Annotated in this window: 14 protein-coding genes; 12 read left to right on the top strand and 2 right to left on the bottom strand. The window is 40.2% G+C overall.

What is annotated here, in order from left to right; genetic code table 11:
* Positions 1-5: 5 nt before the first annotated feature.
* Positions 6-830: a TIGR02587 family membrane protein gene (locus CRO16_RS10125; protein ID WP_097056258.1), complete on the bottom strand. Its 825-nt coding sequence runs from the start codon at positions 828-830 to the stop codon at positions 6-8.
* 221 nt (positions 831-1051) lie between these two features.
* Here CRO16_RS10125 and CRO16_RS10130 point away from each other — a divergent pair, with 221 nt between their 5' ends.
* On the top strand, positions 1052-2125 hold the full coding sequence (locus tag CRO16_RS10130) for a mechanosensitive ion channel family protein (protein WP_097056259.1): 1074 nt from the start codon (positions 1052-1054) through the stop codon (positions 2123-2125).
* A 169-nt stretch (positions 2126-2294) separates the two neighbouring features.
* Here CRO16_RS10130 and acnA read toward each other — a convergent pair whose 3' ends face one another.
* On the bottom strand, positions 2295-5042 hold the full coding sequence (gene acnA, locus CRO16_RS10135; RefSeq protein ID WP_262507448.1) for an aconitate hydratase AcnA: 2748 nt from the start codon (positions 5040-5042) through the stop codon (positions 2295-2297).
* Between the two features lie 388 nt (positions 5043-5430).
* Here acnA and CRO16_RS10140 point away from each other — a divergent pair, with 388 nt between their 5' ends.
* The 11 genes from CRO16_RS10140 (at position 5431) to CRO16_RS10190 (ending at position 13461) form a co-directional block, all read left to right on the top strand.
* Positions 5431-6591, top strand: coding sequence for a DUF3800 domain-containing protein (locus CRO16_RS10140; RefSeq protein WP_179670524.1), 1161 nt, complete (start codon positions 5431-5433; stop codon positions 6589-6591).
* 132 nt (positions 6592-6723) lie between these two features.
* Positions 6724-7251 carry a hypothetical protein gene (locus CRO16_RS10145; protein ID WP_143544502.1) on the top strand — a complete coding sequence of 176 codons (528 nt, stop codon included), beginning with the start codon at positions 6724-6726 and terminating at the stop codon, positions 7249-7251.
* Positions 7252-7389: 138 nt separating this feature from the next.
* The gene (locus tag CRO16_RS10150) at positions 7390-8253 is read left to right on the top strand and encodes a hypothetical protein (protein WP_143544504.1); all 864 of its coding nucleotides are present in this window, start codon (positions 7390-7392) and stop codon (positions 8251-8253) included.
* A 345-nt stretch (positions 8254-8598) separates the two neighbouring features.
* Positions 8599-9294, top strand: coding sequence for an SDR family NAD(P)-dependent oxidoreductase (locus CRO16_RS10155; protein ID WP_097056264.1), 696 nt, complete (start codon positions 8599-8601; stop codon positions 9292-9294).
* A 30-nt stretch (positions 9295-9324) separates the two neighbouring features.
* The gene (locus CRO16_RS10160; protein WP_097056265.1) at positions 9325-9765 is read left to right on the top strand and encodes a DinB family protein; all 441 of its coding nucleotides are present in this window, start codon (positions 9325-9327) and stop codon (positions 9763-9765) included.
* A 122-nt stretch (positions 9766-9887) separates the two neighbouring features.
* Positions 9888-10445 (top strand): hypothetical protein, encoded by a 558-nt coding sequence (locus CRO16_RS10165; RefSeq protein ID WP_097056266.1) that lies wholly within the window; start codon positions 9888-9890, stop codon positions 10443-10445.
* Positions 10446-10629: 184 nt separating this feature from the next.
* Positions 10630-11298 carry a peptidase associated/transthyretin-like domain-containing protein gene (locus tag CRO16_RS10170; protein ID WP_097056267.1) on the top strand — a complete coding sequence of 223 codons (669 nt, stop codon included), beginning with the start codon at positions 10630-10632 and terminating at the stop codon, positions 11296-11298.
* 63 nt (positions 11299-11361) lie between these two features.
* Positions 11362-12000, top strand: a complete 639-nt coding sequence (locus CRO16_RS10175; RefSeq protein WP_097056268.1) for a class I SAM-dependent DNA methyltransferase — start codon at positions 11362-11364, stop codon at positions 11998-12000.
* 10 nt (positions 12001-12010) lie between these two features.
* Positions 12011-12208: a hypothetical protein gene (locus CRO16_RS10180; RefSeq protein ID WP_097056269.1), complete on the top strand. Its 198-nt coding sequence runs from the start codon at positions 12011-12013 to the stop codon at positions 12206-12208.
* A 53-nt stretch (positions 12209-12261) separates the two neighbouring features.
* Entirely contained in the window at positions 12262-12795 is a 534-nt protein-coding gene (locus CRO16_RS10185) for a DUF6933 domain-containing protein (protein WP_097056270.1), read from the top strand.
* A gap of 9 nt (positions 12796-12804) precedes the next feature.
* Positions 12805-13461 carry a hypothetical protein gene (locus CRO16_RS10190; RefSeq protein WP_143544506.1) on the top strand — a complete coding sequence of 219 codons (657 nt, stop codon included), beginning with the start codon at positions 12805-12807 and terminating at the stop codon, positions 13459-13461.
* Positions 13462-13501 lie beyond the last annotated feature (40 nt).

The following is a 13501-nucleotide window of genomic DNA, read 5'->3' on the forward strand; positions in this document are numbered from 1 at the left end:
ACTTTCTATTTTCCAATAATTAATCTTCCTGCCGATGCACCCAGGGCTGCCGGTACGGCTAATACAATGACCTGCGCAATAATGATCTCTGCACTATTACCCGTCACCCTGCCAAAGAACCAGAGCATGATGAATGATACCAGAAGGGCAGAAAAGTAGCTCATGACCACCAGTAACAAGGTATGTTGCAGGTTAGGTTTCTCCTCCAGGGAGGTATTCCGGAAATCTATATATCCAAGGATCAACGCACACAGCACCAGAGAGAGCAGCACCATAAGTAGGAGGTGAATAGGCGTACTCGCTATCGCAATGATGAGGATCTCATCTGTAGGGGCAACAGAAGATGATACTAAAACTCCGCCACACAGAGCTAAAACCAACATTTGTATTGTACTGCCTTCGTCCTTCTTCTTTCCGTTACCTACCCTATCGTCTTCCCCCAGCTGGGCCGTACCAACAGAAATACCTATGGCAACGATCATGGCTTCCACGATGACCTTACCTGCTATTTCTCTAAAAGACATAGTAAAGCCGACTTTATTGATCAGTAATAAAAACAGAAAGGTAACCACAAAGGACAGGCCTATTTCTTCCATCGATTCTCTGAAAAGATCTGCAGTAGAAATATCCTTTCTCACTCCCGCGTGTTTATTATAACCCAGCAGGAGTAAAAAGGTAAAGAGTACAAATCCTGCCAGTTTTAACGGGGAAGCTATAAAACCCGTCCACCATACCTCCATGGTATAGAGCAATGGCAGGCTAAATAGCAGGCCTCCAATGATGCCCCGACTGTATTCCTTGGCCGTATCAGCGACTCCTCTTTTATCCAATCGTTCCTAATTTACTTATGAATGTAAGAAATATATGATAAGCTGCTGCTGCTCCATAAGATCTTAACCCTTTTTTACAATTTTTCGATAACCGATACCGATGGTCTATTGCCTCTTCTGGAAAGATCCTCCGGTAAGATTTTGTATATTTCTATGATGAAGTCTGGCAAACTTCTATGTTACTGAAGGGTAAAGTTTAAATAAACCAAGCAAGAGCAACAATGGATGTCAAAAAAGAGTCTGAAGAAGAAGCTATCAAAAATATACTGAAGGAGGAGAAGGTAAAGAAAGCCCTTACCGAAACAGACCTTGCCAAAGAAGGTGTTTCTCCTTCGGGCAGGAAAAACATCCTGTTGCTTATAGGTTATACCATCGTAGTGTTTTTAATAGGCGGGCTGCTGTATTACCTGTTGGAGTACCGAATCATTCCTGTTTCAGAAAGTTATATTCCGCTAGGTCAAAAACTTGTTTTTGGTGCGATGATGATCGCCTTTGTTTTGTTTCTAAACCGGCTTCTAAAACAGATCCTCATGCGGAAGATCAATGACCGGGCCAGTGAATACAACTTTAAAAGCCTGATCAACCTGCTGACTTTCCTTCTCATTTTTCTTATCGCTGTCTCCCTTATCTTCTCCAACTGGTACGCAACCATGGTCTCCTTTGGAGTGGTTTCTCTTATCCTTGGTTTAGCTCTGCAAAATCCGCTTACCAGTTTATTCGGGTGGATCTACCTGCTTATCCGGAAACCCTATGAAGTTGGAGACAGGATCAAGATCGGGAATGTTTACGGAGACGTGATGAACGTGGGTTATTTTGACACTACGCTGTGGGAGTTTGGAGGGGACTATCTATCCGGCGATCATCCCAGCGGGAAGATCATCAGGTTTTCCAATTCCAAGATCTTTAGTGAATACGTGGTGAATTACTCCTGGCCACTATTTCCGTTCATATGGAGCGAAGTGAAATTCTATGTTTCCTACACCAGCGACTTTGATTTTATCTCGCTCACCGTTACGGAGATTGCCGAGAAAGAAGTAGGAGAAGCAATGTTGAGAAGGGTGACCCGGCTAAAGAAGATCCTGGAAGATTCCATGGTCCAGGAGCTGGAGATCAAGGAAAAACCCTCTGTGATCTTCAGTGCTCATAACAATACCTGGATAGAGGTTGTTGTGAGATTCCTGGTGGAGCCAAAGAACCTGGGTCCTACTAAATCCCTGCTGTTCACCCACATCATGAAAAAACTGAAACAACATCCCGATAAAGTGATCTTTCCAAATTCCCCTGCTAAATCCTGAGTTTTTTTCCAAAAAACAGGCTGTCGAAAAAGCCGGTAAAACGTCATCCTGAATTTATTTCAGGATCCATACTAATTTAGATCAGGATCTAATTAGAAGCTGAAACCAGTTCAGCTTGACGAAAATTAACTTTTAGACAGCCTGTTGTAAATTGATTTCCCAGTTCATCTCAATTCATATCCTTCAGGAATTGCCGCAGGATATACTGTAGGATCCCTCCGTTAGTATAATAGGCAATTTCGATCTCGGAATCCAGTCTTGACTTAGCCTCAAATTCTATTTTTTCACCATTCTCCTTTTCTGCTGAAACTTTAATGATCTTACCGGGATGCAGATCATCTGAGATTCCTGAAAAATTGAATTTTTCATCCCCTTTAATTCCGAGGCTTTCAGAAGTTTGCCCGTTCATGAATTCCAGCGGCAGTACGCCCATTTGCATCAAATTGCTGCGGTGAATACGCTCAAAGCTTTCGGCAAGTACTGCTTTTATTCCGAGGAGATTCGTACCCTTGGCTGCCCAGTCCCGGGAAGAGCCGCTGCCGTACTCTTTTCCGGCGATCACAATAAGCGGCGTCCTGTCTTCGGCATACTTCATGGCAGCATCATATACCGTCATGGTTTCATTGGTAGGGAAATAGGTGGAATAACCTCCCTCCTTTTGAGTGATCCTGTTCTTGATCCTAACATTGGCAAAAGTACCACGCATCATCACCTCATGGTTGCCGCGCCGCGAGCCATAGGAGTTAAAATCCTTAGGCTCCACACCTTTGCTCTTGAGGTATTTTCCTGCTGCCGAATTCTCTCCAAAGGCACCTGCCGGCGAAATATGATCTGTAGTCACAGAATCGCCGAGAAACAGTAGTACCCTGGCATCTTTAATATCTTCAGGATCTTTAGGAGTTTCAGAAAGGTCTTTGAAGAAAGGTACTTCTTTGATATAGGTAGAATCATCTTCCCAGATGTATTCCTTTCCTTCCGCAGTAGAGAGCTTCTGCCACTGCTCTTCCCCGTCAAAGATCACGTCATATACCTGCTTGAAATCTTCCACCCGCATACTGTTTTTAATAGTTTCGTTGATCTCCTCCTGGGTGGGCCAAATGTCTTTTAAATACACCGGTAATCCATTGGGATCATACCCCAGGGGATCATTGATGAGATCTATATCCACCCGTCCCACCAGGGCATAAGCCACTACCAGCATGGGAGACATAAGGAAATTCATCTTCACCTGTGGATGTACCCGGGCTTCAAAATTCCGGTTTCCGGAAAGCACAGATGCTACCACCAGTTCATTTTCATCTACGGCATCGGCAATATGTTTGGGCAAGGGGCCGCTGTTCCCAATACAGGAAGTACAGCCGTAGCCAACAGTATGGAAGCGTAGGGCATCAAGATCTTCAGAAAGTCCCGAGCGATCCAGATAGGTAGTCACCACTTTTGACCCCGGCGCCAGGCTGGTCTTTACCCAGGATTTGGTGCGCAGGCCACGGGAAAGTGCTTTTCTCGCCACCAGGCCAGCCCCAATCATCACGGCAGGATTGGAGGTATTGGTGCAGCTGGTAATGGCTGCGATCACAATATTCCCATCACTTAAATGGTATTCAGCATTCTTATATTTGATCCTTACAGACCTTAATTTTTTCTCATTTTCTACGGTCACCTCCGGAGAGGCGTGTTCCTCATTATCGGTAAACTGGGTTTGAGAGCCGCCTTCTGCCAGCCATCTATGCTCCTGCCGCTCTTCCAACGGAATATAATGCCTCTCAAATTCCTCTTTTAGCAGCTCCTGAAATTTATTAGCCAGGTCCTCTACAAAGATCTTATCCTGTGGTCTTTTGGGACCCGAAACCGTTGGCCGCAAACTGCCGAGATCCAGTTCGGCTATTTCTGAATATTCTATCTGCTCATTCCCGGTGCGCCACAACAGGTTGTCTTCACAATACTCCTTTACCAGCCCTATTTGCTCGGCAGACCTGTTGGTCTTCTTCATGTATTCCAGGGTTTGGTCGTCAATGGGGAAATAAGTGACCGTACAGCCAAATTCCGGCGACATATTTGAGATCGTGGCCCTATCTGTCACAGTAAGATGATCCAGCCCATCGCCAAAGACCTCCACAAATTTGCCCACTACTCCCACATCGCGCAACAGCCTGGTGATAGTAAGTACCATATCTGTCGCGGTACAACCTTCGGGGATCCGGCCTGTGAGCTTTAGTCCCACTACCTGCGGACAGGTGAAGTAAACCGGCTGACCCAGCATGGCAGCTTCGGCTTCAATTCCGCCTACCCCCCAGCCCAATACGCCGATTCCGTTTACCATGGGGGTGTGGGAGTCAAGTCCCACAAGACTATCGGGGAAGACCCAGCCATCTCTTTGGATCACACCCTGCGCCAGATATTCCAGGTTTACCTGGTGGCAAATTCCCATTCCGGGAGGCACCACAGTAAAATTGTTCATGCCTTTTTGCCCCCACTTCAGCAGCTTATAACGTTCCCTGTTGCGCTCATACTCGCGCTCCACGTTCTTGGCTTCGGAATAATTTGTGCCGAAGTAATCTACCTGTACGGAGTGATCTATCACAAGGTCTACAGGGATCACAGGATTGATCTTTGTGCCATCCCCTCCTTTCCTGATCACTTCTGAACGTAAAGAGGCGATATCGACTACCGAAGGTACACCTGTAAAATCCTGCATGAGCACCCGGGCAGGTTTGAAGGGAATCTCTTTATCTGTCCCTGCCGCATTCCATTGAGAAAGCGTGTCCAGATGTTCATCTGTAATCCCAAAGCCGTCATGGTTGCGCAGTGCATTTTCCAGCAGAATGCGGATCGAAAAAGGTAATCTTTCCACATTGACTCCTTTTTCCCGGAGCTTTTTTAAGGAGGCGATCTTGTAATCCATAATGTTTGTCTTTATGTGGTTAGCGGTGAGGATTTTCGGGGAAAGCCCGAAACCATTAAATTACAAATTTTAACCGGAACCTTTACTTTTTTTCCCTTTTTAGCCACTCCTTTTCGGGAAATAAATAACAGATCAATTTATAAAGGATCAGGCGCTCTTTGCCTGTTCAAAAATTTTTGCAGTTTCCTCAGAGAAATTCAAAAATTTTCCTACTTTTAAAAACTTGTTAACGGGTAAGGGCAGAAACAAATCCCTACAAGTTTCTGTCTGTTCAAAACCAACTTCCAATTTCCCCCACAATTCATGGCCTTATTCCAGGTTTCAGTACTTAAAAATCATTTAAAGCTTCAGGATAAAAAAAGTTGTGATATAATGGGTTACCTGCAAGCCTACAAAGAAAATTTTGAGTAAAAAAATAGGATATATAGATGAATCTGGTGATAAAAGTATACACTTCAAAAAAGGAGGTGTAACAACCTTTTTCATAGTAAGTGCAGTAATTATTGATGAAGATTCCGTTAATCAAGTTCGCGAGGAATTTATTAAAATAGCTCGTCGTCACACACAAGCACCTGAAATAAAATCGAACTCCAAAACATTTAGAGATATCGATAAAAGAATCAATTTTCTCAAAGATGTTTCTAAGCTTGATTTTAGAATTTATAGTGTCATTGTAGACAAAAGAAAAATTTTTGAGGATAGTGGTCTACAGTTTAGAGATAGTTTTTACAAATACGTAAATGGATTATTAGATCACGAATTGTACGATTATTACCCTTATTTAAAATTAGTAGCAGATAATCACGGCTCCGATAAGTTTATAGATGGGTTTATAGATTATGTCGAAAAAAACCATAAACAGACTGAATTATTTAGAGGTCCTGAGTTCCAATTTTCTGATAGTAAAGACGAACCATTAATACAATTAGCGGATTTTATTACAGGAAGCATCGCAAAATGTTATGAGCCTGGAAAGGTTGAGTTTAGAAGTAAGGAAATTCCTCAAATTTTAAAAACACATATACTACATTTAAGAGAATGGCCGGAAAAACCACCAAAATTATTTCGGCAAATAGATGATGAAGATGAAAAATATAACCAAGAATTGGTTGATTTTATATTTTTTAGAATCAATGAATTTATTCACGCTAATCAAGATCGTCCAGAGGTAGAAATTAAGAATCAACTGATTTGCTTAAATTATTTAATTTATAGATTCAAAATTGATCCTCACGAATACATATTTTCAGATGAAATTATTGATAGAATTAAAGTCCGAGATTCGCACATCAATAAAAGAATTTTCAGCAAAGAAATTATTTCAAATCTACGAGAGAATAAAATATTGATTTTAAGTTCTCAAAGCGGCTATAAAATTCCTTGTTGTAAAGCTGATTTAGTTAGATTTTTTAATAGTTATAGTTCACAAATTATACCTATGATCGACACATTAGCTAAAACAAATATTGTTATTAAAAGTGCAACATCTGGAAATATAAATTTGTTAGAAGAGAATAATTATGAGCTGCTAAAAGAATTAATTAATGTTGCGGCCAGCAGGTAACAACGGTTATTCGCCAATAGCCGGCTGGCTTAGAAAGAAAATAATTAACTTGACCAACAAACCAATACTAAACCGACAACTCCGCGTCCCCTACTCCGCCAACTGGCGATAACCGAGACCGTTGTAAAACCTATGAAAAAAATAATACTACAAACATTATTAGGAATTCTAACCATATCCTGTTCATCAACAAAAGTTGTGGATAACGTAGAGGCCAATAATTTAAAAGAACAAGCAGTTAATGCCAATTTCGCAGGTAAGGTAGATTCCCAACATCTGAATTTGATCAAACAGTATTATCACTGGCAGGACGAAGAAATCCTGATAATAAATTATAAACAACCGATTTCCAGTTGCCACTTTGATAACAATACAATCACTTCAAAGGGTAAAAAGTGGTGGAAAGATTTTTACTCCGACATTAATACAGCCAACACTTTAAATATTCAAGTATTGGCAAACGGAGAAAAGGTGAAAAACAAATTGGATGACCTTAATTTTTTTGACGACAAAAATGATCTCCTGTTAAATAATTTCTTTAATCGAAAAAGATCTTGTTTCGGAGTATTAGTGGTGAATAAGAATGGTGATTATTTTCAATATAACGGGCATTATTCCGAAAGACAAGTTGGCGCCTTTATAGAAAACCTGAGAAAGTAATACGTGTAACAACAAAATAACACAGATCGAGAAATACCTGTCAATACCGCCGTTTTTAAATACTAATCAAATTAGCGTCAAGTTGAAAAGTTTGAGCTCCTAAATCCCACATGCGTTCTTCAGGACCTAGTCAAACATATGAAACAAACCTGTTTAATATTACTTCTTATTCCAATATTGGGAATTTCACAGATGCGCGAACGTTTAAATTCAACAGATTTAGAACGTTATGGACTTAAAGATTCGGTATTGGAAATTATTCACAAAGAATACGAACCCAGATATTCCAATGATTCGATTTACACACTTGAATTGTATGACTTTCTTGCACCTCACAATTATAAACTTGTATTTGATCAAAAAGGCTACTTAAATACCAGAACAGAATTAAGGAAAAAAAATGATTCATTAATTTCAGGAGCAGTCTGGAACTATAAATACGATCAAAATAAACGAATCTTGCAGGAAAAGAGAATTTCTCACCAGTACTCAAAAGACACAATTATTTGGAATTATGAATACAAAGGAGATTCTGTTATTAACGTTCAACAACTGGACAAAACTTATGATGTTCTGTATTATATATACAGGCAGGAAGGAAAATTTGAATATTTAAATCACGCTAATTCTGACAGTTCTTATCAAACTAAAAAGTTATTTGTTTACGATAAATTCAATAGGTTGATTCGTATGGAGGATTATGCCGAAAAAGAATTTGTGCAGGATTTGAGGATATCCACCTATAACGATACGACAACTAATAATATGTTCAGGGAAATCGTGATCTGGACTAAATACGACAATGCCTTTTATAATGAATTTGAATACGATAAAAACGGAAATGTAATCACAATGATAATTGGGAATTTCTCAGATGACAAAAAGTCCATCAACAGATATGAATATATCTATGATAATAGAAACAATTGGATTGAGAAGAGACATATCGGTTGGAGAGGAAAACTATCAGCGGTTTTTAAACGAGAAATAAGATATTATTAAAATACGATTGCCTAATAGCACAAATTGGGGAATACCTCTCTAAAAGGGCATTTTTGAATACCTTTTATATAAAGTTTTTTACTGATAATTTATGTCCCCTAAGCCGCAACGGAATCAAAGCCGTTAGCAAAAAAGTATAGGTACAAGGAGTATCTTTCTAAGGATTAAAAACAACAAAGTGGTTTCAGAAGAAGGTATGGCGGACAATATGAGCCTGTCTGGCCAACTGAAAGAATAGATCTGCTCCAAAATGCGCAAGCCAAAAATCCCTTTTTTGACTACCTTTAAAGAAACAGGTTAGCAGGCAACCGGAAACCATAAACACATTGCATTAAAAAATTCCAAATGAGAAATTATGTTGTTATAGGAGGATCTTCTGGAATCGGCAAAGAATTGGTCAGGATTTTGGCGGAGCAGGGAGACAGGATCTTTGCTACCTACCACCACACATCTCCCGAAGAAACATTTGAAAACCTGACATTTCAAAAGTTTGATGTTCTTAATGATACTCTTGATCAAAGTGATTTTCCGGAAGCCCTTCATGGTTTTGTATATTGCCCCGGAAGTATTAATCTAAAACCCTTTCATCGCTTTAAAGAAGAGGATTTCCTGGAAGATTACAGGCTACAGGTGCTGGGAGCAACAAAATTGATCCAACAACTTTTACCCGCACTTAAAAAAGCAGACGAAGCTTCGATAGTATTATTTTCTACGGTCGCGGTACAAACCGGTTTTAATTTTCATTCCCAGGTTGCTGCTTCCAAAGGCGCAATTGAGGGCTTAACAAGAGCATTGGCTGCCGAATTTGCGCCAAACATCCGGGTAAATGCCATCGCCCCTTCCCTTACTGATACTCCGCTGGCCGGAAAATTACTGGGAACTCCCGAAAAAGTGGAGGCCCAGTCAAAGCTAAATCCCATGAAAAGAATTGGAAGTCCTCTCGACATTGCCACAGCCGCAGCCTTCCTCCTATCTCCAAAATCTTCATGGATCACCGGACAAATTTTAAAGGTGGATGGGGGATTCTCCACCTTAAAATAGAATCTGAAAATTTTAATCTATGAATCAGGAATGAAAGCCTTCTTTAAAGACATTTTTGAATACCATCACCATTTCAACCAAAAACTGGCCGACCAATTGATCCGGAATGAAGGGAAATTGGGAGAAAGGGCGATCCCACTGTTCTCTCATCTCCTCAATGCGCAGCAGATCTGGAATTCCAGAATTATGTGTGAAGAACCTCTGGGAGTTCACCAGGTGCACCCGCTGATGGAATGCAGGCAACTGGACCGGGAAAATTTTTCAAAAACCCTGAAAATTCTCGGGATGTATGAACTGGAGCAGCCGGTAAAATACCGAAATTCAGGTGGCGAAGAATATCAGAATTCAGTAAAAGAAATTCTCTTCCATATTGCCAATCACACCACCCACCACAGAGGGCAGATCATTTATGAGCTTCGGCAACAGGGCATTGCGCCCATAGTCACCGACTACATTTTTTACAAAAGATAACAGCTTTTCAAAAATCGCATTTTTTACTACCTTTAAAATCCTGCTTACCCTAACCGGTTGATCCCTTACACCTCCACTCTGGTAATCTGAAACATGGACAGGTATTCTAAATCCCGCCAGTTATGAAAAATATCAGGATATTAGTGATCATCGTGATCAGCTTCATTAGTTGCTCAAAGGATGACGATGATCCTGATGCTTCAAAAGTCAGCGTTCCAATAGGTAGTATAGCTGTAGAAATAAATGGAAAAACAGAAACCTTCAATGTGGATACAAGAGCAGTCATAGATACTATTCCCTGGTCTTTTGGGCGGAATGCGGTGAAACTATCGATTTCAGGAAAAAGTACTGGTGATCAAAATTCAGAGAATATATTGATCTGGTTTTTTGTTACTCCAGAAAGAGAAATAGATGCAGGCACATACCCCGATCTGGAGAAACAGATCTATCATTTTCTGGAATATAACAGTGACTGGCGGGGAGATCTTTACAATTACGGCTCTAATCGTTATGTAAATGAGTACTATTCCTCAAGATCATCAATAACACGAATTGACTCTGTTATTAAAGGAACATTTACCGGAAATCTTGGAATTGGAACAGGCGCTGTGGGAGAAGAACAGCCACCCCGGGATTATAAAATGAGAAATGGACAGTTTAACCTTGTTTTAGAAAAGTAAAATTTTAAGGATCAAAGGATACCCGGAATTTTCACTAAAATGAAATTTTATTTTTTGACTATCTTTAAAAACCCACGAGAAGCAGCAACCGGCTCTCCCTACTTCGCCAATTTGCTCTAACCGGAAGGATTTAATGCACTATCGACATGATCGACATTCCGTAAATTAACTTTAAAACAGGAAAATGAGGAAAATTTGCTTTATCCTATTGGCCGGTATTTTTTTAAGCTGTGATGGCGACCCTATAGAAGAAGGCGTTGAAACCACTATCGAGGGAACTATCTACGACAAGCAGAATGAAATTCCTTTCGAAAATCTCAAACTCAAAGTTGCTGAATATAAAGTTCATCGTTCAGGCATTTATACTAACCGGGAGTTTATCCAGTGGATCGATTCAACCTACACAGATCAATACGGGGAATTTTATTTGAAATTTAAAACTTCAGGACGGGGAGATTATTACAAATTTGTAGTGGAAACAAAACCTAATATCTGGGATTATCATCAAAGTGTCTTTGAAATACCATATATTGGGAAGAGTCTAAGTTTAGACCTGGATCTATTACATTTTTATCCAGTGAACCTTGTCATTGAAGTGAAAGACATTGAGCATCTTCCGGTTTCTTTGAATCTTCGTCATTATCAGGATCTGGAAGATATCACTACCGGTAGTGGGACAGTTGAAAGATTGATCTATGCAGATAAGAACAGCGATACCGAAGTTGCTTTCGGAAGAAAGATCGCTCCCAACCAATATGAGCGGTACACTGTCATTATTCCCGCCACCAATACTTCTGAACTGACAAATTATAATCTGACTATTAATAATTCCGATTTTAAACCTACGGAATAGCGCTGCAGCTTCTGAAAAATAATCTCATCACCCTCTCCCGGAATTGAAAAACACGATCATATTTTGAATAGCTATATCGAAACTTTAAGGACCTGGAATAAGATCGCTGCTTTATATGAGGAAAAGTTCATGGATCTTGACCTGTATGATCATACCTATGACTTTTTAAGTGACGCAATTAAAAAGGAAAAGCCTTTTATCTTAGATGCAGGTTGCGGCCCCGGGAATATTAGCAGGTATCTTCTATCCAAACATCCCGGTTTTAAAATCTTCGGAATTGATGTAGCTCCCAACATGGTAGCCCTGGCAACGAAAAACAATCCGGCTGCAAAATTTTCCGTAGTGGACCTTCGCTCTATTGATCAATTCCAAACGAAATACGACGGTATCATCTGCGGATTTGGTCTACCCTACTTATCTGAAGCAGATGCCAAAAAATTCATTTTTGACTGCCATAATCTTCTTCATGAAAGCGGGGTGCTGTATCTTAGTTTTGTAGCAGGCGATCCAAAGCAGTCGGGATTCAAAACCGGAACTCCCGGAGACAGGGTTTATTTCTATTATCATTCCGCAGAAAAGATAAGGAAACAACTTGCCGAAACGGGTTTTGAGGAACTTAAAAGTTTTGAGGTTCCTTACAAAACGTCAGACACAGAAAGGGAGATGCATTCCGTCATAATAACAAGAAAAAGAGATACCTAATTAATATTGAATGAAGAAATTCATTAGAAGTGAAACAGTGAAAAACCTGTTATGGATAGCCTTTGGAGTTATAGGCGGCATCAACTATTTTTCAAGAGAGGAATACTGGATTAGCGGTATCCATTTTTTAGTTGCAGTCCTTTACGCCTATAACCTTGGAAAGCATCTAATTTCTTCCAATAGAAAAATGGTAAAGAATAAAGGTTAGGACCGGGAATTCCGGAGCTTTCCAAAAGAAGTTATAATTTGCTCTCACCATTTATGGAAACAAATATTTACACCACCAAAAAACTGGAGAAGTTTGTAAAAAAGCTGATAAGGACCGATGAGGACCCTCACGATAGATCTCATAGTCTCCTGGGGGACTGGAATGCCACTCTTTTCTATGTGGACCGCAAGAAATGCCTGCTCTTCACTAACAAAAAGACAAAATATAATGTCATCCTTAGCAATATAAGAGCTTCCGATCTAAGCAGTATCGGTGAAATATTCAAAAATGCATTCTACAGTCAATTGGTCTACGATGGCATCATATCCACTTATGACCATATCAAATCCCTTACAGGCCGTCTCATCTTTCGACCTACCGATAATGACCGCAGCACTCTCGGATTTCAGAATCACAGCCTCGCAAACTGGGATTGGTGGCGGGACAAATATGTTACCTTAGAAAATATGCCTATGAAGGAATTGAACGGCCGCATCAACAATGTTCCTATCAAACTTGTCAAAAGTTACAAAACGGAGGATTACACCTTTGCTTCCACAGAAATGAAAAAACTAATCCTGGAATAAAAATTTTATTTGATATACAACCAAAACCATAAAACTTTTGCAGCATCTTATTTAGAATCCATGAAGAAATTGCCATTTTTCACCCTCTTAGTCTTAGTTCTTCTTTTCACCTCCTGCGGCAATACCAAATATCATTACCATTTTGAAAGAGGAAGAATGGTAGATTTCACCACGGGAGAATGGATCCTTAACCGGCCCTATACCAATTATAATGAGGAGCGTATCAACAAGATCGCTTACAGGGAATTTAAAAAGATCCTTGATGACTCCCTGATCCCGGTGAAAGAAGTAAAAACAGAAGATCTGCTCCCCGTGCGGCTCGCTTTTGATCCTTCCGCAGAAGAACTGGCAGGTATAAAAGCTGCGACAGGAAAAGATTTTCTTATCAACGTGGAGTCCAACATGATCAAAAATGAGATGGGATCTTTTGCTCACACTCCTGCAATGGGCAGTACTGTAAAAACAAATGAAGCAGGCATCAAAATAAAGATCTACAACCTGAATACGCGGGAGATCATTTCTGAAAGCAGCGTCACGGGAACAGCAAAAGTGACCAAAAGTACGGGAGACAAGAATTGGGATTACGTACATAACGCGGAAACAATTTCCATGCAGGGGCTTATAAAATTGATAAGGAGGTATAAGAAGTACGGTATAACAAAGTGAATTCCGGACCGGGTTATTTATCACGGCAGGAAATTAAACC

It is taken from the genome of Salinimicrobium sediminis, assembly GCF_900215295.1.
Taxonomy (GTDB): domain Bacteria; phylum Bacteroidota; class Bacteroidia; order Flavobacteriales; family Flavobacteriaceae; genus Salinimicrobium; species Salinimicrobium sediminis.